At 62.6% G+C, this 21,448-nt stretch carries 18 protein-coding genes; 9 read left to right on the top strand and 9 right to left on the bottom strand.

What is annotated here, in order from left to right:
• Nucleotides 1–86: 86 nt before the first annotated feature.
• From AYM40_RS34340 to AYM40_RS34325, 4 genes are all read right to left on the bottom strand, one after another.
• A complete protein-coding gene (locus AYM40_RS34340) occupies nucleotides 87–644 on the bottom strand; it encodes a MarR family winged helix-turn-helix transcriptional regulator (RefSeq protein ID WP_063500380.1) in 558 nt (185 codons plus the stop codon).
• Complete coding sequence (locus tag AYM40_RS34335) at nucleotides 641–1,414, bottom strand: SDR family NAD(P)-dependent oxidoreductase (protein WP_063500379.1); 774 nt, start codon at nucleotides 1,412–1,414, stop codon at nucleotides 641–643. Before AYM40_RS34335 ends, AYM40_RS34340 begins: the two co-directional genes overlap by 4 nt.
• Nucleotides 1,411–3,783: a bifunctional salicylyl-CoA 5-hydroxylase/oxidoreductase gene (locus AYM40_RS34330; RefSeq protein ID WP_063500378.1), complete on the bottom strand. Its 2,373-nt coding sequence runs from the start codon at nucleotides 3,781–3,783 to the stop codon at nucleotides 1,411–1,413. Before AYM40_RS34330 ends, AYM40_RS34335 begins: the two co-directional genes overlap by 4 nt.
• A 303-nt stretch (nucleotides 3,784–4,086) precedes the next feature.
• Nucleotides 4,087–5,019, bottom strand: a complete 933-nt coding sequence (locus AYM40_RS34325; protein WP_063500377.1) for a hypothetical protein — start codon at nucleotides 5,017–5,019, stop codon at nucleotides 4,087–4,089.
• A gap of 552 nt (nucleotides 5,020–5,571) precedes the next feature.
• Between AYM40_RS34325 and alr the strand changes: the two genes are divergently transcribed.
• The 3 genes from alr (at nucleotide 5,572) to AYM40_RS34310 (ending at nucleotide 9,126) form a co-directional block, all read left to right on the top strand.
• Nucleotides 5,572–6,639, top strand: a complete 1,068-nt coding sequence (gene alr, locus AYM40_RS34320; RefSeq protein WP_063500376.1) for an alanine racemase — start codon at nucleotides 5,572–5,574, stop codon at nucleotides 6,637–6,639.
• Nucleotides 6,640–6,841: 202 nt separating this feature from the next.
• A complete protein-coding gene (locus tag AYM40_RS34315) occupies nucleotides 6,842–8,776 on the top strand; it encodes a putative bifunctional diguanylate cyclase/phosphodiesterase (RefSeq protein ID WP_063500375.1) in 1,935 nt (644 codons plus the stop codon).
• Between the two features lie 125 nt (nucleotides 8,777–8,901).
• A complete protein-coding gene (locus AYM40_RS34310) occupies nucleotides 8,902–9,126 on the top strand; it encodes a hypothetical protein (RefSeq protein ID WP_063500374.1) in 225 nt (74 codons plus the stop codon).
• 285 nt (nucleotides 9,127–9,411) lie between these two features.
• On the opposite strand, the gene AYM40_RS34305 is transcribed toward AYM40_RS34310, so the two are convergent.
• The 4 genes from AYM40_RS34305 to AYM40_RS34290 are packed head-to-tail and all read right to left on the bottom strand — an operon-like array spanning nucleotide 9,412 to nucleotide 13,876.
• Entirely contained in the window at nucleotides 9,412–10,119 is a 708-nt protein-coding gene (locus AYM40_RS34305; protein ID WP_236721032.1) for a DUF2894 domain-containing protein, read from the bottom strand.
• Complete coding sequence (locus tag AYM40_RS34300; RefSeq protein ID WP_063500372.1) at nucleotides 10,112–10,759, bottom strand: OmpA family protein; 648 nt, start codon at nucleotides 10,757–10,759, stop codon at nucleotides 10,112–10,114. The genes AYM40_RS34305 and AYM40_RS34300 overlap by 8 nt, the downstream gene beginning before the upstream one ends.
• Nucleotides 10,756–13,110, bottom strand: coding sequence for a DUF802 domain-containing protein (locus AYM40_RS34295; protein ID WP_063500371.1), 2,355 nt, complete (start codon nucleotides 13,108–13,110; stop codon nucleotides 10,756–10,758). The genes AYM40_RS34300 and AYM40_RS34295 overlap by 4 nt, the downstream gene beginning before the upstream one ends.
• Before the next feature lie 10 nt (nucleotides 13,111–13,120).
• On the bottom strand, nucleotides 13,121–13,876 hold the full coding sequence (locus AYM40_RS34290; protein ID WP_063500370.1) for a DUF3348 domain-containing protein: 756 nt from the start codon (nucleotides 13,874–13,876) through the stop codon (nucleotides 13,121–13,123).
• A gap of 303 nt (nucleotides 13,877–14,179) precedes the next feature.
• On the opposite strand from AYM40_RS34290, the gene AYM40_RS34285 reads away from it, so the two are divergent.
• The gene (locus AYM40_RS34285; protein WP_063500369.1) at nucleotides 14,180–14,491 is read left to right on the top strand and encodes a hypothetical protein; all 312 of its coding nucleotides are present in this window, start codon (nucleotides 14,180–14,182) and stop codon (nucleotides 14,489–14,491) included.
• 109 nt (nucleotides 14,492–14,600) lie between these two features.
• Here AYM40_RS34285 and gcvA read toward each other — a convergent pair whose 3' ends face one another.
• Nucleotides 14,601–15,518, bottom strand: coding sequence for a transcriptional regulator GcvA (gcvA, locus tag AYM40_RS34280; protein ID WP_236721031.1), 918 nt, complete (start codon nucleotides 15,516–15,518; stop codon nucleotides 14,601–14,603).
• Between the two features lie 111 nt (nucleotides 15,519–15,629).
• Here gcvA and AYM40_RS34275 point away from each other — a divergent pair, with 111 nt between their 5' ends.
• The 5 genes from AYM40_RS34275 to AYM40_RS34255 all read left to right on the top strand — a co-directional run bounded on the left by AYM40_RS34275 (nucleotide 15,630) and on the right by AYM40_RS34255 (nucleotide 21,403).
• Nucleotides 15,630–16,475 carry a transketolase gene (locus tag AYM40_RS34275; RefSeq protein WP_063500368.1) on the top strand — a complete coding sequence of 282 codons (846 nt, stop codon included), beginning with the start codon at nucleotides 15,630–15,632 and terminating at the stop codon, nucleotides 16,473–16,475.
• Complete coding sequence (locus AYM40_RS34270; RefSeq protein ID WP_063500367.1) at nucleotides 16,472–17,470, top strand: transketolase family protein; 999 nt, start codon at nucleotides 16,472–16,474, stop codon at nucleotides 17,468–17,470. Before AYM40_RS34275 ends, AYM40_RS34270 begins: the two co-directional genes overlap by 4 nt.
• Before the next feature lie 97 nt (nucleotides 17,471–17,567).
• Complete coding sequence (locus AYM40_RS34265) at nucleotides 17,568–18,332, top strand: SDR family NAD(P)-dependent oxidoreductase (protein ID WP_063500366.1); 765 nt, start codon at nucleotides 17,568–17,570, stop codon at nucleotides 18,330–18,332.
• Nucleotides 18,333–18,495: 163 nt separating this feature from the next.
• The gene (locus tag AYM40_RS34260) at nucleotides 18,496–19,539 is read left to right on the top strand and encodes a TRAP transporter substrate-binding protein (RefSeq protein ID WP_063500365.1); all 1,044 of its coding nucleotides are present in this window, start codon (nucleotides 18,496–18,498) and stop codon (nucleotides 19,537–19,539) included.
• Nucleotides 19,540–19,543: 4 nt separating this feature from the next.
• Entirely contained in the window at nucleotides 19,544–21,403 is a 1,860-nt protein-coding gene (locus tag AYM40_RS34255; RefSeq protein WP_063500364.1) for a TRAP transporter large permease subunit, read from the top strand.
• The last annotated feature ends 45 nt before the right edge of the window (nucleotides 21,404–21,448 follow it).

The following is a 21,448-nucleotide window of genomic DNA, read 5'->3' as shown; positions in this document are numbered from 1 at the left end:
CTGGTCCCATGCAAAGCGGTCGACCAGAATTGACGCAAAGCCCGTACTCCGGCCCCATGCAAAATAGTTTCTCGGTTCGGTGCGGGTCAGTCTTTCAGACTGTCGAGCAGATGCTTCTTAAGTTTGCCGAGGTGCTGATGGGTACGTGATTTTTCGTCGAGGCTCAAGCCGCCGAACAGTTCGACGACCCACTGCTCATGCGCCACGGCCATCTTGTCGAACGCCTTGCGGCCAGTGGGCGTAAGGCACACGCTGATCGAACGGCGGTCGTTCGGATCGGTGTCGCGCGAAACCAGGCCGTCTTTTTCGAGCTGATCGGTAATGCCGGTCACGTTGCCGCCCGTCACCATCAAACGGCGCGACAGTTCGGTCATCTTCAGACCTTCCGGATGCCGTTCGAGCTGCGCCATCAAATCGAAGCGCGGCAGCGTGGTGTCGAATTCGTTGCGCAGGCGTTTGCGCAGTTCGGCTTGCACGAGATTGGTGGTGGTCAGCATGCGCAGCCACAAACGCAAGCCCATGTGACTATCGGCGCCGGTGCTCATTTCCAGATCCACGACGTTCTCCGCTGGTTTGGCGACGCCTTTGCGCGGCGGCTTGACGTCCACCGGCGAGGGCTTTTTGATGCTTGATGACTTGGTCACATTACCTCTCCCCCGGAGATGGAAATGGACTGGCCCGTAATCGCGTCCGAGCCGGGTTGGCAGAGCCAAAGCACGGCGTTGGCGACTTGCTCCGGGCTGACGAAGCGACGTTGCGGATTCGAGCGAAGCAAGGTTTCGCGCGCCTGCTGTTCGGTGCGCGAGGTCTTGCTGGTGATCTGTTCGAGCGACGCGTGCAGCAGCTCGGTCTCCGTGTAGCCGGGACATACTGCATTGACGGTGACGCCTTTCGGCGCGACTTCCAGTGCGAGCGAGCGTGTCAGGCCGATTACACCGTGTTTAGCCGCGCAGTACGCCGCGACGTAGGCGTAGCCGATTTGCCCCGCGGTGCTCGCGACATTGACGATGCGGCCGTGGCCGCGTTCGAGCATGCCGGGTAACACGGCGCGCGTGCCGAGGAACACCCCGGTGAGGTTCACGTCGAGCATGCGCTGCCAGAGCGCCATGTCGGTGTGAGCGAAGGGCGCGGCTTGCGCCTGGCCGGCGTTATTGACGAGGATGTCGATTGCGCCGGCTTGTGCGAATGCCTTCTCGACCGACTCTTCGCTTGTGACGTCGACGCTGATGCAGGCGACCTCGCCGAGCCCGTTGAATTTTTCCCGCTGCGCATCGAGACGTTGTGCGTTGCGCCCCATCAAGGTGACTCGGGCACCGGTGCGCAACAGCGCTTCGGCCACCGCTGCGCCGATGCCGCTGCCGCCGCCTGTGACGACAGCGTGCTGTCCTGCGAGCGTTCTAGTGGATGTGTTCACGTGGTTCCTTCTGCGCGTTGCGCGCGTTCTTGTGGTGATAGGCCGGCGTTCGCCGCAGCTTGAGCGCGTTCACGTTCCAGATTGCGTTCGAGTTGCGACTTCGCTGCCGTGTAAGGCTTCGGCCACGTCACGTCGAAATAACCGATTTTTGCGGCTTCATTCAATGTCCACGCCGGATTGGCCAGATGCGGGCGCGCAATCGCGCAGAGATCGGCACGGCCCGCCGCGATGATGCTGTTCACGTGGTCCGCTTCCGAGATCGCGCCAACAGCGATCGTTGCGATACCGGCTTCGTTGCGCACACGGTCGGCGAATGGCGTCTGGAACATGCGGCCAAACACGGGCTTTTCCTGCTTGCTGACCTGGCCCGACGAGACGTCGATCATGTCGGCGCCGGCCGCTTTGAAGGCACGGGCAATTTGCACGGCGTCGTCAGGCGTGGTGCCGCCTTCCACCCAATCGTTAGCGGAAATACGCACGGAAATCGGTTTGTTTTGCGGCCAGACTGCGCGGATTGCCTTGAAGATCTGCAATGGGTAGCGCAGACGGTTTTCGAGCGAGCCGCCGTATTCGTCCGTGCGTTGGTTGGTCAACGGAGAGAGGAAGCTGGAGAGAAAATAGCCATGTGCGCAGTGCAGTTCGAGCCAATCGAAGCCCGCCTCTGCGGACATTTGCGTGGCGCGCACGAACTGCGCTTCGATTTCGCGCAGTTCGTCCCGAGTGGCTTCGTGCGAAACCTGACTGACGCCGCTCAAGTATTGTTGTGGCGAAGCGGACACGAGCGGCCAGTTGCCTTCGTCAAGCGGCTGGTCGATGCCTTCCCACGAGACACGTGTCGAGCCTTTCGCGCCGGAGTGCCCCAGCTGAATGCCGATCTTCGCGTCCGACTGACGGTGCACGAGATCGACGATACGCTTCCATGCCGTGAGATGTTCCGGCGCGTACATGCCGGGACAGGCGGGCGTGATGCGCGCTTCGGGCGATACGCAGGTCATTTCCGTCATGACCAGCGCGGCCCCGCCCATGGCGCGGGCACCGAGATGCATCAGGTGATAGTCACCGGCGATCCCGTCGACAGCGGAGTATTGCGCCATCGGCGAGACCACCACGCGGTTTTTCAGCGTGACGCCACGCAACGTGAAGGGCGTGAACATCGGCGGAACGGAGTGCTTTTCAGGCGCGCGGTCAATGCCTGAACGGTGTGCGAGCCAGTCTTCGAATGTTGAGAGATAGGTTGCGTCACGCTCCCGCAAATTCTCGTGCGAAATGCGCTGCGAGCGAGTCAGCAGCGAATACGCGAACTGTTCCGGTTCGAACGACGTATAGCGATCGACATGCTCGAACCACTCCGTCGAATTGCGCGCGGCGTTCTGGATGCGCAATACGTCGATGCTGCGGACGTCCGTGTAGTGCTTCAACGCAGCGGGTAAGTCACCGGGATGCGCGCCGATGCTGTTGGCGAGTTCGATCGAATCTTCGAGCGCCAGCTTGGTGCCCGAGCCGATCGAAAAGTGTGCGGTGTGCGCCGCGTCGCCCATCAGTACGATCGGTGTTTGCGTGCCATCGGCGTTGCCGCGCCAATGCACCCATTCCTCGTTGATGACGCGCGGGAAGCGAATCCACTGCGAGGACCCGCGCAAATGCGCGGCGTTCGATAGCAGCGGGTTGCCGTCCAGGTACTTGGCGAACAGCTTCTCGCAGAACGCGATGCTGTCCTCCTTGCTCATTTCGTCGAGACCGGCGGCGCGCCACACGCGCTCCGGTGTTTCCACAATGAACGTGGAAGTCTGATCGTCGAAGCGATAAGCGTGGGCCTGGAACCAGCCGAACTCGGTTTCTTCGAAGGCGAACGTGAAGGCGTCGAAGAGCTTCTTGGTGCCGAGCCAGACGAAGCGGCAATCGCGCATGTCGATCGCGGGCTTGTAGGTGGCGGCGTGCTTCTGACGGATTGCGCTGTTGGCGCCGTCACAGGCGACGATCAGGTCGGCTTCGTAGGTGGTGTCTTCCGTGACCTGGGTTTCGAACACCAGCTTGACGCCCAACTCTTCGCAGCGCGCCTGCAGGATATTCAGCAGACGTTTTCTGCCGATGCCGCAGAAGCCGTGGCCCGACGAACGAATCTGCCTGCCGCGAAAATTGATCTCGATGTCGTCCCAGTGATTGAAGGCGTCGAGGATCGCGTCCGCGCTCGGCGCGTCGGCGGCGCGCAGGTTGCCGAGCGTCTGGTCGGAGAAGACCACGCCCCAGCCGAAGGTGTCATACGGGCGATTGCGCTCGACCACCGTGACGTCATACGCCGGGTTCCGGCCCTTCATTAACAAGCCGAAGTACAACCCGGCTGGTCCGCCGCCGATACAGACGATGCGCATGTTGACTCCATGGGTGGACGTTGCTGTGGAATGTAATTTAGGCCTATATAATTTAGATGTCAAGTAATTGGCGGGGGAAATCGGCGTGCAGGCGTGTTGCCTTGTGACCTGAAAGAAATGAAGTCCATCAACGGCGCGATGCTCAGTCAGGCGATTGCATCGACGAAGGCGCTCGGCAGCAGCTATCGCGCCGATCCACCCATCGAACCGAAGCCGCGTTGAGCGACCCGCAGACAGCGTTCATTCGGCATCGACATGGCAAAACTGCCCGGATACGGTCCGGGCAGTCCTCGGGGATCCAACTCAGATGTCGGCGTAGTCGATACCGGTCAGCACACCCAGATGAGCAACGGTGGTGAAGTGCGACTCCTGCTTCGTATCGATGTCCAGTTCGCGCACGTTGCCACCCAGATCGGTCACAAATGCGCGGCGCCCCTGTGAGTCCAGCGACACGCCAATTCCCTCTTTCAGCTCGCGGGCAAGCACCTGGCGATCAACCAGTCCGGACGCCGTGATTCTGGCGCGATTCAGTGTATTTCCGTCATGCGTATCGTCGCCACGATCCGTCCAGTAAAGCATGGCGTCCTGGTGATCGATATCGAGATCGATCGGCTCGGGCAGATCGGCCAGCAAGCATTCGACGTCTGGGCGCCGCTCGGGTGTCGCACCAGGCGGCAGCTCGATGCCCGCCCTGAAGATGCGGCCCTCTCCGGCATCCGGCGGTCCCTTTTGCGTCCAGTAGACATGCCCGTTTGCCTTATCCAATGCGATGCCTACGCAATGGCGGGTCGCGTCGCCCGTATCCTCGGGGAAATTTCCGGTGCGGACGAGTTCCGTCACCTCCGTGCCGTCCAGCCGCGCGCGCATGACTCGCATGCCTTCGCGATCGCACCAATACAGGTGACCGCCCTCCGTGTCCAGCACGAGCTCCTTGGGTGTTCCGGCCCTGCCGGGAGGCACCAGCACACGATGCTCGCTTCCGTCGAGCTTCGCGCTTTCGATCGTGCCGTCGTTCGGGGGAATTGCGCCGGAAGCCGGATCGCCGTCGACCAGATGGATGCCGGTTCCCATGTTGGTCCAGTAGACCACCTGGTTTTCAGCATCGACCTTGATGCCGTCGGGCGTGCGCGTAAGGTTCGCGAGAACGACCTCGTGTGAACCGTCCGGTGATAGAGCGATGATCGCCGGTGGACGTGCCTGCAGGACATACAGCGTACCGCCATTCTTCGTAGCCACAGTAAGTACCCTCCATCAGGTTTCTAAAACCGTCGTCGTACTGGCGGAGTCGATCCATAGACCCGCCGCTGCTGAACAGCTCCAGACAGACTACCTTAGGTTGTGCGAGAACTTCGTGAATATCGGTCAAGAGGCTGGGCGCGCCGCCGCGAACCGCTCAAACAGCATGCGGGGCAGGATCAGTTGCATCGGCAGGGTACGACAATGGACGAAGCGCGACTCGCCGATGCGTCTGTCGTGCTGCGCTCGCCCGCACTAACTCAACCCAAATTATCCCGTCGAGTTCCGACGCCCAGACGATGGTGGGAATCAGCATCGCGCATATTTTCTAGTCGTTGCGCCGTGCTGCAATTGCTGGCCGTTTCGATGCGGAAAAGGAGCGATTGGTCGACGTCCGTGTCGCCAACAAATAAACCCAAAAATCAAATCAATACAGTAACAAAAACTGGCTTGAGCTAGATACGATAGTGGAAAACGCTGTCTGTCAGCGATAACACGGGTCCTCAATAACGGGCCTCCATTCCCTTTCCAAACCAGCCCTCAACGCCTCCTATGCCACGCCCCATCGTTGCACAGATTCATCCTGACGCAGTCAGCCACAACCTCTCCCTCGTCAAGCAGAGAGCGCCCCGATCACGGGTCTGGGCCGTGGTCAAAGCCAACGCATACGGACACGGAATCGATCGCGTTTTCCCGGCACTCGCGAAGGCCGACGGTATCGCGCTGCTCGATCTCGACGAAGCGGTCCGTGTGCGTGAGTTGGGTTGGACCAAGCCGATTCTGCTTCTGGAAGGTATTTTCAGGCCAGGCGATGTGCCAATCGCCCAGCAGTTCGATCTGTCCATGGCCGTGCATTGCCGTGAGCAACTCGATCTGTTGCGCCTGTCGTCGTCGCATGAACGCGTCAATGTGCAGCTAAAGATGAACTCCGGGATGAATCGTCTTGGATTCCGGCCCGACGCATATCGGGCCGCGTGGGAACAGGCGAGGGCGTTTCCGGCCATTGCAGACATCACATTGATGAGCCATTTCGCAAATGCTGACGATGGCGGCGTGGCATGGCAGATGGATCGCTTCGATGCGGTGACTCACGACTTACCGGGCCAACGAAGTCTCGCGAACTCAGCGGCCGTTCTATGGCATCCCCAGGCGCATCGCGACTGGGTGCGCCCGGGTGTCGTGCTCTATGGCGGTTCACCCACCGGTCAGTCGCGCCACATTGACGACGTGGGCTTGCGCGCGTCGATGACGCTCAGGAGCGAAGTGATCGGTGTGCAGTCGTTGTCGGCGCAGGAAACAGTCGGTTATGGCCGCGCCTTCGCCGCAAATCGTGAAATGCGCATTGGCGTGGTCGCATGTGGCTATGCGGACGGCTATCCCCGGCACGCATCGACGGGTACGCCAATCGCGATCGACGGCGTCATGACGCAAGTGGTGGGCCGTGTTTCGATGGACATGCTCACCGTCGACCTGTCGCCGTGCCCGCATGCGCGGATCGGTTCAAAAGTCGAGCTATGGGGCGACCAGGTCAAGATCGATGACGTCGCTCACGCTTCGGGGACGATCGGGTACGAACTGATGTGCGCATTGGCAAAACGGGTGCCGGTAGAAGTCGCCTGAACGACCTTCTTTCTCGCCGGAGCGCGAGTTAATCCGCAAGGAGTAGTCGCGTCTTCGGCCGAGTTGTGGCGCAACATTTTTGCTGCATAGACGTCGGGGCGTTTAAAGCAGCACTATAACGTTGCACCGGACATGTTGTGTTTACGTAATAATCGCGAGGCGCGTCCTATTCGACCCCCTAACCATTAAAAATGCGTAGGTCATGGCTTTCAGCGAACCAAGGTCTCCATTTTTCAAATGGCTGGTGTCCTCCGCTCAGAATCTGAGCGCCGACAACCGGCAAATATTGCTTGCCAACCTGTTCACTCGAACCGCATCGATTGTATTTGCGTCGATCTGCGAAATCAGTGTGTGCGCGACCGCCTACTATCTGTATCCAAGAGCCCTTTACGCGTGGTGGGGCAGCGCCGTGGCCGCGCTGCTGATTACGCGTCTCACGTTGATCCGGCAGTGCTGCCGGCGCAGCGCTCGCAACCTGCCGACTCCTACCTCAGCCTTTCTCTTCGCTAGCCTTCTCTGGGCTGCCTTATTTGGCTTTGGCACCTTTTTATGCAATACCAGCGGAAACCAGACGCTTTTTCTTCTCGGCAACGTTTGCGCGGTGGGTGTAATCGGTGGGCTAGCCGGACGCAATGCAGGCACACCTCGGTTGGTGCTTCTCCAGATTTCGTTCATTCTCGCGCTGTTGGGTTGGGGGGCGGCGCTTTCTCCCGGCTCCGGCAAGCTCGTGCTGCTATTTCAGGCGCCCTTTTGTGCGGCGGGTTTCTTTACCGTGGCATTGCGCAGCAATCGCGACACCGTTGCGTTACTGTTGGCGCGCGAAAGCAGTCATCGGCTCGCTCACCATGACAGTCTCACTGGCCTGCCCAACCGTGCGCGCATTACCGAGCTTCTGCTGGAGCGCACCGCGGCAGGCTCGTTACGGCAAGATTATCGATTCGCGGTGCTACTGATCGACCTCGACGGTTTCAAGGCGATCAATGACAGCCTGGGCCATGCCGCCGGTGATCAGATCCTTGAGGAGGCCGCGATGCGCTTGCGTGAAATCCTGCCGGCCGGCGATCTGGTCGGACGCCTGGCCGGCGACGAGTTCGTCGCCATGACCGACTGCACGGCGTTGGCCCGCGACGTCCATGTGTTGGCAGACCGTATCGTCAAAACGCTGGCGCGTCCTTTCGCATTGAGCGAGGCGTTGGTGCATATCGGCGCGAGCGTGGGCGTCTCGCTCTATCCGGAGCATGCAAAGACCGGGCCGCAATTGCTGATCTGCGCGGACCGCGCGTTGTACGCGGTCAAGCGCAGTGGCAAAAGCGCCTTCGCTATCTTCGATGCCGTCAGGCACGCATCCGACGAAAGTTTGAGCCTCCTGCGAAGCGATCTGGAAGGCGCGATGCAGTCTTATAGCGATTTGCGCATGGAGTACCAGCCGATTGTCGATCTCGGCAACGACACGATTTCCGGCCGCGAGGCACTGCTTCGCTGGACGCACCCGACTCGCGGCGAGCTTTCTCCGTCCGCCTTTATTCCCACCGCCGAACGTACGGGCCTGATCCTCGCACTCGGCGAGTGGGCCTTGCTGCAATCATGCACGGAAGCTGCCACCTGGCGTGATGCAGTGAGCGTCGCTGTGAATGTTTCGCCGGTGCAATTGCGGGAGGAATCGTTCGCCTCGACGGTCGCATTGATTCTTGCCAGGACGGGTTTGCCGCCGGCGCGTCTGAATATCGAAGTCACAGAAACGGTGTTGTTGCGCGACGATACCGTCACCCGGCGCAACGTCGAGAAGCTTCGCGCGTTGGGAATCGGTCTCGCGCTCGACGACTTCGGCACTGGCTTTTCAACCATGTCGACGCTCGTGCGCTTCTCATTCGACAAGCTCAAGATCGACAGTTCGTTCGTGAAGGAGTCCGTGCATCGGCGCGAATCCGCGGCCGTGGTTCGCGGGATTGTGGCTTTGGCACGGGAAATCGGCATACCAACCACGGCGGAAGGCATCGAAACGCAGGAACAGCTGAATTTTGTGCGCGTCTGCGGATGCACGCATGCCCAGGGTTTTCTTCTGGGCAAGCCAGTCCGGGGTGAGGAGATTCCGCACGTGGAGAAAAGGCTTGCCGCGCATTGCGCGGATAAGGTGTGAGAGGTAGCAGTTGCTGATGATGTCATTTCGGATCGGCGGCAAACTGGTAAGTCAATTTTACATTTGGCGACAAGGCATGGAGTTCGTGAGAGGATGGCATTTCACTTTTTCTCGCGGAGGGCGAAATGGGACTCTTGGATGAAGTAGGCAAGATCGCTGGGGCAGTAGCGGCCGTTGAAGCGGCAGAAAAAGTCGATCCGGAAGCAGGTCTGCTAACGAAAGGCGTTGCAGCGGTGGCGGGCTTTGAAGGCGCCGGTGCACTGGAGTCGCTGGTCGAGAAGAAAGACGGCGAGAAGCAGGACGACGCCGACAATGCTCAAGCCACAGACGATACGAATCCTCAAGCGTGATTTCGCGTGGTGAGCGGGCCAGTCCTTCGCAGGACTGGCCCGTTTTTTATGGCGAGGAAACCAATGACTATGCAATCGTGCGCCCACCGCGACGTGCTCCGCTTTTCATTGCGGCCTATTACGATGCGCCGGCGCTTGGCATGCCCACTCGGGAGGCTGTCTTGCGGGAGGTCGGTGCTGTATTTGTGAAGTGGACTTTGGATCGGACGTGAAAGCGGTGCAAACCGGCGGATTGTTTTTGGCCGGCTTGTGATGGCTCAGGGCTTCGACTGATCTGCCCCCGCGCTAACGGGGTTTGCCTCGGGCACTCTTCCTGGCGCTCGCAGTACGAGGCGCATCTTTTGCCGGCGAGGCGCTGCCGCCGTTCATCTGCTCCATCCACGACAAGGCGTCGACGTACGACAGGAACTGCTGGAGATACCCGGGCGACAGCTCGCGCATTAGCGAGAGCGACCGATGCACAAGGCTGCTCGAATTGAGCGGACCGGCATTACCCGGCGCTTTCTTGAGCGACTGCCGCAACTGTTTCTCGGACCGGACCTTGGACCAGGTCTCCCTGAAGTACTCGAGCGCCTCCAGTTCCGGATAAGCGGGGCGCCGGGGCGCGGCGTCACCCGTTGCAGGGCCGGTTCCATCTGCCGACGCGTGGCTGGCGATGTAGCCGATCAGTGCGGCCAGCGCTCCGCGTGCGGGTTCGCTGGATGATGCCGCGGTGCCAGTGCCAGTGCCAGTGCCAGTGCCACCATCGGCAACCTTGGATGCCGTACGCGCGAGATCACCCGCATAGGCCTCGATCAGTTTGGACAGCCTGTCGTCCAGCAGACGCCGCACTTCGCCGTTGTGGCTCGCTGCACGCCGATCCAGCGCCTCGATGAAATGAAAGCGGATGGGATCCAGACGATCGGCGCCGCGCTCGCGCCATGCGTCGAGCGTTGCCCGGGCGCTGCTTGCCACGCGGCTAGCGCCACCGTTCTCACTAGTCTCGCTACTCAAGGGACTTCACCGTTGCGCTCGAAGGCCTCGGAACCGGCGCTATTTCCACTCGCCGGTTCTTGGCCCGGCCCTGGTCGTCGGCATTCGAGCTGACGGGCTGCTGGGCGCCGAACGCAGCCGCAAATACGGACGAAGCGGGAACCCCTTCATCGATCAACGCGCGGGTCACCGTCAACGCGCGCTGGGCCGACAGCTCCCAGTTGTCGGCAAAGCGGCGGTTAGCCTCGCGCACTTGCCGGTCGTCGGTAAAGCCGCTCACCATCAGGATCTCGTCATTGGCCCGGAGATAAGCGGACAGCGGCCCCGCCAGGCTCTTCAGGACGTCCCGGCCTGCGGGCTGCAATTGATCGGAGTTCAACGCGAACAACACGCTGCCGTTGATGCCGATGCGCCCGTTGACCAGCGTCACCCGGCCCGCTGCCAGCGGCCCTGCCAGTGCCTGTTCCAGAGTCTTGCGGCGCTGCGTTTCCAGCTGACGCTGCTTGACCTCCTGCTCCAGCCGGGTCGAGAGTTCCAGTTGAACGCCGATGACGCCCACCAAAATCAGCACGAAAGCGCCCAGCAGCACCGACATCAGATCGCCGAACACGGGCCAGATGGGCGCCGTGGTCTCCATGCCGCCGTCGATTTCCTCGCTCATGCCGCTTCAGCTCCCGCGGACGCCCGCTTGCCCGCGAGGTGCTGCAGGTCTTCGACGATCTGCCTCTGCGACATCATGCTCAGGTCGATGACTTCTCTCGCCTGGGCCACGTAATAAGCCAATTGCTCGTCACTGCGCGCGAGGGACTTGTCCAGCGCGGCTTCGATACGCTGCAGATGCGCGACCAGCGTGGTGTTCGACTCGCCGAACAACTGGACGGCCGCGCCGAATGCTTCGCCGAGGCTTGCCACTTCGACGGCGCTGCCGGTGACTTGCGCGGCCACCGCGCCCAGCTTCCCGGTCTCGAGTTCGACCTTATCGGTGAAACGGGTGCCGACACGATCCAGCAGATCCGCCGATGTGGCGACCAGCGCGTCGACGGCTGTGCGCTGCTCGGTGGAGGCATGGTTCACGGCATCGAGCAGGGTTTCCAGCGTTGCCAGCAGTCGGCTGCGCTCTTCCAGCATCGCGGTATCGCGGACCATGCTGTCGGAGAGCTTCTGACGCAGTTCGGCGACGACTTCCGCTGCGGCCCTGGGTGCTTCCGACGCGGCTTGCACGAGTTGGGCGATCTCGGCGATCGTGCTGCTTGCGTGCGCCTGCGTCTGAGCTGAGATGTCGTGTGCCGTTTGTGCCAGCGTGTCGCAGATCTGCTGCTGCCGGCTTGCGGTGTGCGCGCCGACCTGCTCCCATTCCTTGCTCAACGTCGTGGCCATGGAACCGAGCGTCTCGGTCCATGCGGCCAACCGCTGCTGGTCCCGGGCGGCGAGTTCTGCCTGCAGGTCGGCCGCGGCCTTGGGGGCTTCCGCCGCCGCTTGCACGAGCCGGTCGATCTCGGCGATCGTGCTGCTCGCGTGCGCCTGTGTCTGGGCCGAGATGTCGCGCGCGGTCTGTGCGAGGACGTCGCAGATTTCCTGCTGCCGGCTCGCGGTGTGCGCGCCGGCCTGCTCCCATTCCTTGCCCAAGGTCGTGGCCATCGAACCGAGCGTCTCGGTCCAGACCGCCAATCGTTGCTGGTCTCGCGAGGCCAATTCCGTCTGCAAGTCCGTATGCGATTGGCCCACTGTGCGTAGCAGCGACGCCGAGTGCTGCTCGAAGGCCGCAGCGGCGGCCGCCAGGGCTTGCTGGTTGTGGCCCGCCAGCTTCTCGCTGACCTGTTCTTGTCGTGACAGCGCCTCGTGCCATGCTGCCGACACGCTGCCAGCCGTTGCGTCGAGGCGTGCGGCGACGCCATCCAGCAGGCCGGCCGAGCGTTGCTCGAAGGTCTCGGTGAAGCGATCCAGCGACGTGCCCAGATGTTGGGCGAGCGCCTCGCTCGAGCGCTGCTGCCGCTCCAGGGCTTTGTTCCAGATGTCCGCGACGGTGGTGGTGGTGGCCTCGAAGCCGGTCGAGAGCCCGTCCAACTGCCGCTGCACGGCGTGCGTGACGGTATTGTGCAGTGCGGTTGTCTCACGTGCGAGGCCCGCCATCGTGGCCTCCATGACCGGCTGCAGCGCCGCGCTGGCGGCGCGGGTGCTTTCGGCGACGCTCTCCTTCAACGACTGCTCCACGGAGGCAGCAAGGCGCGTGTAGGCCGCCTCGGCCTTGCTGTGGAAGACGTTCTGGCTGGCGATCTGCCGCTCGTTCAAGGCGAGGCTCTGTTGCTCGATGGCCGCCATCATCGCCTGCAGACGATCGACGAGGGTGGGCATCACCTCGGCCTGCCGCTGCAGAAGCTTGAAGCTTTCCTCGCGCTGATGGGTCTGCGAGTAGATGCGCAAGGTTGTCGCAATCTTCACGTCGAGCATCTGCGCGGCATCGATCCGCTCGCGCCGGCACAACGCCGACAGCAGCCCCAGCATCGCGGAGGTGGCCACGCCCGCAATCGAGGTGCCGAACGCGAAGCCCAGCCCCTTGACCGGTGCGGCGAGCGAATCGCGGATAGCCTGCAGGTCCGTCGCGCTTTCCAGCGCCATGCCGGTGCCCCGCAGGGTCGCCACCATGCCGAGGAGCGTGCCGAGCATGCCCAGCAGCACGAGCAAGCCGACCAGATACGGCGTCAGCGCCGGGCCCGGCAAGGCCACACGTTCACCCTCGACGCGCAGGCGTACTGCGTTGCGCAGGCTGGGATGCAGCGGCTCAAGCCAGGCGCCCAGGCTGGGCGGCGGCCCGGACATGTCCGCGGCCGCACGCGCCAATGTGGAAGTGGCCTCGCCGTAGCGCCGCAGTTCGAGCGCGCCCGCCAGGTAGCAAACGCCGATCAACATCGTGACCGCCAATGCCAGCGCGTTCGAGCCGACGTAGCCGGCACCGATCCAGCACACAGCGGCCAGACCTACCAGAAAAACAACGAGATTGAGATATCTGGACATAGTGTCCCAGTTAGCGGGTGCGAAGGGCCGCGAGCAACCCTTCGACCGGTTGTAAACGAACATCCAGTTCGGCAAGCAACACGCTCTGCATATCCTTGCGGAACGCGTCCAGCCAGGCGCCGGGCGTGGCGGGTTTGGTGGTTGCGGCGTCCCCCGAGGCTTCAGCGTCGGCCAGCGCCTGTTGCTCCGCTTGGCGCAAACGCTCGAAGTGTCCTGCGAGCAAGCCGGGCACGGCGGCCAGCAGACTCCGTTCACGCTCGCTGAGCGCGCGTTCCATCACGGCGTCCACCACCGCGAGCCGGGCCATGGCGGGCGTTTTGGCAGCCAACATGGCCCGCAGACGGCCGCGCAGGTTGCCGATGGCCGTCTCCATCGTCTGCTGCATGGAGTGGTAGCGCTGACGAAAAACCGCGTAATCGACCGGCGCATCCACCGGGGCTCCTTGCGGGAGCGCTTGCGCCGCAGACCCGCGACGCCTCGCGCCGGCCAACACGCTATCGCCGACGATGGCATTCGCCAACGACGTGCGCACGCGGGCGCACTCGCTCTCTTCAGCGTCGCCGAACGCGCGCGCGCCGGCGGCGCCGGCAGGCGGAGGATTGTTCAGCGCCGCGGACAACGCGATCGCGTCGGTCCAGCCGAGCCATTGGCTTAGCCGGTCCGAGAGCGATTGGCTGGATTCGGGAACATCGACGTCCGTCAGGCGAGCAAGTAAGCGAATGAGCGCCGGGCCACTGAAAGCTGTGCGCTGTGGGGCTTGCACCATACCACCAGAGTCAAAAAAGACAGCAGTTTACACGCCGGCGGGGTGAGGGATGCAGCCCCTTAATGAATCGGGCTGCCGGGCGCGGCATTTCAGCGTGGCCGACAGGCCACTCGCGATGCCTGGATTATTTCAGCCGTCGTGACTTGGAGCCCGGCAGCATTCGGGCGTCGGGGCTCCGCGCAAGGTGGACAGACTGCTCGACGGCTGCCTTGAACTGCGATTCGGTCGTCCACATGCTAGGCTGTCAGTGCTGGTGACTCTATTTGGCTATGCTGGTTTTAAACGACAACGTGGAGCCTGCACATGGACGTGAGCACGGAAACGCTGGTTGAACTGCTGCGGGAAGTGGAAGCCGACGACCCGATCGACTACGCGGACCTTCCATTTGGAGAGCAGGAACTCAGGCGCCTCGTCATGAGTTCACTGGTTGAGCGTCACCACCTGGTCGAAGCAGGCAACATGTCGATCTCCGACATCCACGCGCTTTATCTGCTAAGCACCGCCAAGCTTGTTCTCGAGAATACGGTGCTTCACGCGAGGCTGCTTCTGCTCCAGGGGCAGCAGGTCGATGTCCAGTCACTGTTGGCTCCGTTTACCCTCAAAGGCAAACCTTAAAGGCCGGCTGGCGGCTCTGCCCGCGGCAGCGCATCGGCGCCGGCCTGGGCAGACCGCGGTGGCCTGCCCGGCATTGTTTGCGAATGACCGGATCAGCGCCGCGCGCGCGTCACTTCTCAAGTTCCGCAAATAGCCAATCCTGAAAGCTGTGCAGCTTCGGCAATTCGGCGCGAGATTTCAGCAGGTTGAGCGTATAGCCGCGCACGGTGAGCCCTTCGACGCCGAACGGTGCCACCAGCCGGCCCGTTTCCAGTTCGCGTTGCGCCAGAAGCAGGCTTTCAAGGCAGACGCCCAGGCCGTCGACCGCCGCGCTGATCGCCATGAACGAGCGATCGAAGCGCGGACCGCGTCCGATGTCGAGCCGCGTTTTGCGATGCAAACGCATCCAGTCACGCCAGCTCACCAGACACCCCTCGCTATGAATCAGCGGATGCTGCTGCAAATCCGCCACGCTGCGCAGCGGATGCTCGCCCGCCATGAGCACCGGCGAACACAGCGGCACGATCGTCTCGGGCGGCAATTCGAGCACCATCGTACCGGCCGGCTGCAGCTTTCTCGGGCCGTAGCGAATGTCGATATCGACCGCTTCCGAGATCAGATTCACCGCCTCTGACGACGCATTCAAACGCACATCGATATCCGGATGCGCCGCGCTGAAGCGCGCGATGCGCGGCATCAGCCATTGAGTCGCAAAGCTGGGCGTGCAATGGATTGTGAGGATGTCGCTCTTGGCGGCCCGCCCGATCTCGCGGGTGGCTGAGTCGATCCGCGCGAACGCCGCGGTGATTTCCTCAGCGTATTGCCTTCCATTGTCCGTCAGGATCACGGTGCGGTGCAGCCGATGGAACAGACGAATGCTCAATTGCTCTTCGAGCAGCTTGATTTGGTGGCTGACGGCGGAGGGCGTGACAAACAGTTCGTCTGCTGCGAGCGCAAACGACGAGAGCCGTGCGGCGGCTTCGAATGCCTGTATCGACTTGAAGGTGAAGCGATTGTGCATGGCAGCATCAACGTGAATTGAATTCATCCATTGACCCATCTTAATTCGTTTGAGCGCGTGTGAGCGCGAGATTACGCTTGACTCACTGGGATCGGCATCACAGCGGCCCCTGCAAAGCGATCCTCAAGGAGACAATCAGTGACCACTAGCGAAACCGCGCCGTACCCCCAGCTCGCGGAGCACGCCTATCAGATTCGCCGCAACGCGCTGCGCATGGGTGAAGTGCAGGGGCAGGGCTATATCGGCCAGGCGCTCGATATCGCCGATGTCCTGGCCGTCGCCTACTTCCGCGCCATGCGCTATCACGCCGACGACCCCGAATGGGAAGGCCGCGACCGCTTTCTGCTATCGAACGGCCACTACGCCATCGCGCTGTACGCCGCGCTGATCGAGGCCCGCATCATCGCCGACGAAGAACTGGAAACCTACGGCAGCGACGACAGCCGTCTGCCGATGTCCGGCATGGCCAGTTATACGCCCGGCATGGAAATGTCCGGCGGCTCGCTCGGGCAAGGGCTGACGATTGCGGTCGGCCGCTGCCTGGGTCTGAAGCGCAAGGGCTCGGATGCCCGCGTCTACACCCTGTTCTCCGACGGCGAACTCGATGAAGGCGCAATCTGGGAAGGCCTGATGTCCGCGGCCCACTGGAAGCTCGACAATCTGATCGCGATGGTCGACGTCAATAACCAGCAGGCCGACGGCCCGTCGTCGAGCGTCATGGCGTTCGAGCCGCTGGTCGAGAAGCTCCAGGCGTTCGGCTGGTTTGTGCAGCGCGTGGACGGCAACGATCTCGCGGCCGTCGTCGCCGCGTTCGATGCGGCGCTGGCGCATCCAGAAGCGCAACCGCGAATCATCGTCTGCGATACGCGGATGGGTTGCGGCGTGCCGTTCCTCGAAGCGCGTGAGAAAAATCACTTTATCCGCGTCGATGCGCACGAGTGGCAACTCGCGCTGCAGGCGCTGGAAGCCGGGAGAAAAGCATGAGCGCCGCCGCACCGAAACCGCGTTTGAAGACGTCGGCGATGATCGCATCGATCGCCGGAGAAGGGCAGATCACGCGTTCCGCGCCATTCGGCCACGCATTGGTCGAACTGGCACGCAACCGGCCCGAAGTGGTCGGCATGACTGCCGACCTCGGCAAGTACACCGACTTGCATCTGTTCGCGAAGGAATATCCCGGGCGCTACTACCAGATGGGCATGGCCGAACAACTATTGATGGGTGCCGCGGCCGGCATGGCGCACGAAGGCGCGCAGCCGTTCGTCACCACGTACGCCGTGTTCGCCGCGCGCCGTGCTTATGACTTCATCCATCAGGCGATTGCCGAGGACAACCTCGACGTCAAGATCGTCTGCGCCCTGCCTGGCCTCACCACCGGCTACGGCCCGAGTCATCAGGCGGCGGAAGACCTCGCCCTGTTCCGCGCGATGCCGAACCTCACGGTGATCGACCCGTGCGACGCCATCGAAATCGAGCAGATGGTGCCGGCCGTCGCCGAGCATCGCGGCCCGGTATATGCGCGGCTGTTGCGCGGCAACGTGCCGGTCGTGCTCGACGAATACGATTATCAGTTCGAGCTCGGCAAAGCGAAGCTGCTGCGCGATGGCGCCGAGGTGCTGATCATTTCGTCCGGGATCATGACGATGCGTGCGCTGGAAACGGCCAAGGCGTTGGCTGCGGATCGCGTCGACGTGGGCGTGCTGCACGTGCCGACCATCAAGCCGCTCGACACCGTCACGCTGCTGCGCGAAGCGCGCCGCTCAGGCCGCCTTGTGGTGGTGGCGGAGAACCATACAGTGATCGGCGGTCTGGGCGAAGCGGTGGCGGCGGTGCTGCTGACCCATGGCGTCACGCCGCCGTTCCGTCAGATCGGCTTGCCCGACGCGTTTCTCGACGCGGGTGCGCTGCCGACCTTGCACGACCGCTACGGCATTTCCACCGAGGCGATGTGCGACACGATCAGAGGCTGGCTGCGGTAAAGGCCGACAAGCGCCCATCAGGCGTGGCAAACACGAGTAGTAGCCGATAGCAAACAACCTGGCAAACCATAAGCTTCATATTCAGGAGATACGCATCATGTCAGAGTCACGTCTACTCGACGGCAAGGTCGCCGTCATTTCCGGCGGCGCGTCGCCGCGCGGCATCGGCATGGCGACCGCCCGGATGTTCGCGGCGCATGGCGCACGCATCGCCATCTTCGATCTGGACGAAGCCGCCGCGGTCGAAGCCGCTGCGTCGATCGGGCCCGAACATCGTGGCTATGTGTGCAACGTGACCGACCGTGGCGCCTGCCAGGCCGCTGTCGAACGCACGGTTGCCGATTTCGGATCGATCGATATCCTGATCAACAACGCCGGCATTACTCAGGCCGCCAAGCTGCTCGAGATCGATCCGGAAAGCTGGGACCGTATCCTCGACGTCAATCTGCGCGGTGTGCTGTATCTGTCGCAAGCGGTCGTCCCGCAGATGAAGAAGCAGAAGAGCGGCTCGATCGGCTGCATGTCGTCGGTCTCGGCGCAGCGCGGCGGCGGCATTCTCGGCGGCCCGCATTATTCGGCGGCGAAGGCGGGCGTGCTGGGCCTCGCCAAGGCGATGGCCCGCGAACTCGGCAACGACGGCATCCGCGTGAACTGCGTGACACCCGGTCTGATCCAGACCGACATCAACGCAGGCAAGATCAGCGACGACAAGCGCGGCGAAATTCTCGCCGGCATTCCGCTCAATCGCCTGGGTGTACCCGACGATGTGGCCGGCGCATTCCTGTTCCTCGCGTCGAACCTGTCGTCGTATATTACCGGCGCGGTGATCGACGTGAATGGCGGCATGCTGATTCACGGCTAATCCTGGTCCGGCAGGACGGGCCGTCCGACGGGAGCCCGGCGGCGGCGATGGAGACCTTGTAGTAGAGAGCAGACGACCGCGGCGAGCGACACGTGCAGCCGCCGCGGTTCAGATACGAAAAAAAACCATAACGACGCGCGATCCAGGATTGGAGGAAGACACCATGACAACCCGTTCGAACGCCCCGCAGGGCATCAGCCGCCGCACCTTTCTGAAGGCCGGTGCGGCCATGTCAGCCGCCGCGCCGCTATGGAGCATCTCGCGAAGCGCGATGGCGGCCCCCGAGTTTTCGTACAAGCTCGCGACCGGCCAGGACCCGACGCATCCGGTCAACATCCGTGCGCAAGAGGCGATCAATCACATTCGCGAAGCGACCAAGGGCCGCCTCGACATCAAACTCTTTCCGCAGAATCAGCTCGGCTCCGACACCGATCTGCTCTCGCAGGTGCGCAACGGCGGCGTCGAGTTCTTCAACCAGGCCTCGTCGATTCTGGCGACACTGACGCCCGCCGCGGGCATCGTCAACACCGGCTTCGCATTCAAGGACTACGACGCGGTCTGGAAGGCGATGGACGGCGATCTCGGCAACTACATTCGCGCGCAGATCGGCAAGTCGGGCATCGTGTCGGTGAGCAAGGTGTGGGACAACGGCTTCCGGCAGATTAGCTCGTCCACCAAGGCGTTGCGCGCGCCGGCCGATCTGAAAGGCTTCAAGATTCGCGTGCCGCAAGCGCCGATGCTGACCTCACTGTTCAAGGCGCTCGACGCCGGCCCTGCGCCAATCAATTTCAACGAGCTGTATTCGGCGTTGCAAACCGGCGTGGTGGAGGGTCAGGAAAACCCGCTGCCGATCATCGCGACGGCCAAGCTCTATGAAGTGCAGAAGTACATCAGCCTCACGTCGCACGTGTGGGACGGTTACTGGATTCTTGGCAATCGCGCCGCGTGGGAGCGCCTGCCGGCCGACATCCGTGCGATCGTCACGCGTGAATTCGAAAACGCCGCGATGCTGCAACGCGCGGATATCGCCAAGCTCAGCCTCTCGTTGCGCGACGACCTGAAAAAGAAGGGCATTACCTTTATCGATGTCGACCGCGACGCTTTCCGTGGCGCGCTGGCCAAGACGAGCTTCTATCACGACTGGAAAGCCAAATACGGCGACGAGGCGTGGGGGCTGCTGGAGAAGTCCGTCGGAAAACTGGGGTAATGCGATGATCTCGATCTCCTATTCGCACGAGCGGCAGCATCGGTTCGCCTGTGCGCTCGACTCCGCCCTCGGCCATCTGGTCGAGATTCCCGCTGCCTTGCTGGTACTCGCGGAAATCGCCGTGCTGCTGGCTGGTGTGACGAGCCGCTATCTGCTGCACGCGCCGCTCGTCTGGTCCGATGAACTCGCATCCATGCTGTTCCTGTGGCTCGCCATGCTCGGCGCCGTGATCGCCTTGCGGCGCGGCGAGCATATGCGGATGACGGCGCTGGTCGGCATGGCGCCGCCGGGTGTGCGGGCCTTTCTCGACGTGGTCGCGATCGCCGCGCCGATCGCGTTCCTTGCGATGGTGATCGGCCCGGCGATCAGCTTCGCGCAGGACGAATCGTTCATCACCACGCCGGCACTCGAATTGTCGAACTCGTGGCGCGCGGCGGCATTGCCGGTCGGCTCGGCGCTGATGCTGCTGGTGGCAGTGGTACGGCTCGCACGCATGGGCAATTGGCGGCTGACGCTTGGCGCGATCGTGACGGTCGGCGCGCTGGTCGGCATCTTCATTGCGCTGGGACCGCTGTTCCGAGATCTCGGCAATATCAACTTGCTGATCTTCTTTGTCGGCCTGGTGGCGTTGGGTGTGCTGAGCGGCGTGCCGATTGCCTTCTCGTTCGGACTCGCCACCTTCGGCTACCTTGCGTTGACCACGAATACACCGATGCCGGTGGTGGTTGGCCGGATGGATGAGGGCATGTCGCACCTGATCCTGCTCTCGGTGCCGCTCTTCGTGTTTCTCGGGCAATTGATCGAGATGACCGGCATGGCCGCGGCGATGATCGCGTTCCTCGCGAGCTTGCTGGGGCATGTGCGTGGCGGCCTGTCGTATGTGCTGGTCGGCGCGATGTATCTGGTGTCGGGCATCTCGGGCTCGAAAGCCGCGGATATGGCGGCGGTTGCGCCCGTGTTGTTTCCGGAGATGAAAGCGCGCGGTGCGAAGCCGGGCGATCTGGTGGCGCTGCTCGCCGCGACCGGCGCGCAGACCGAGACGATTCCGCCGAGCCTCGTACTGATCACGCTCGGCTCGGTGACCGGCGTGTCGATCTCGGCACTCTTCACGGGCGGCATGCTGCCGGGCATCGTGCTGGCGATTACCTTGTGCATCGTGGTGCAGTGGCGCTATCGGCGCGAAGACATGTCGGGCGTCAAGCGTGCAACGGGTGTCGAGATTCTGCGCAAGTTCGTGATCGCGTTCCCTGCGATCGCCTTGCCGTTCGTGATCCGCGCAGCGGTGGTCGAAGGGATCGCGACGGCAACCGAAGTCTCGACGATCGGTATCGCCTACGCGGTGCTGGCCGGCCTGCTGATCTATCGCCGTTTCGAATGGGCGCGGTTAAAGCCGATGCTGATCGATACCGCGACATTGTCCGGCGCGATTCTGCTGATTATCGGCGCGGCGACGAGCATGGCGTGGGCGTTGACTCAATCGGGTTTCTCGGGACAGCTTGCGCAGACGCTCGGCGGCTTGCCGGGCGGCGCGGCGATGTTCATGGCCGCTTCCATCTGCGTGTTCGTGATTCTCGGCAGCGTGCTCGAGGGCATACCGGCGATCGTGCTGTTCGGCCCGCTCATGTTCCCGATCGCGCGGCAGATGGGCATTCACGATGTGCACTACGCCATGGTGGTGATCCTGTCGATGGGTGTGGGCCTGTTCGCGCCGCCGTTTGGGGTGGGCTATTACTCGGCATGTGCGGTGAGCCGCATCCATCCGGACGAAGGGATGAAGCCGATTCTCGGCTACATCGCCGCGTTGATGGTCGGCCTGATCATCGTCGCTGCGGTGCCCTGGATTTCGACCGGCTTCCTGCATTGATCCGCTGACGGACGAGGCTGCGCCGCGCAGCCTCGTATGAAGTTC

Source organism: Paraburkholderia phytofirmans OLGA172, assembly GCF_001634365.1.
In the GTDB taxonomy this organism is placed as follows: domain Bacteria; phylum Pseudomonadota; class Gammaproteobacteria; order Burkholderiales; family Burkholderiaceae; genus Paraburkholderia.
The sequence above is the reverse complement of the archived record's forward strand: the minus strand, read 5'-3'. Positions and strand labels throughout refer to the sequence as shown.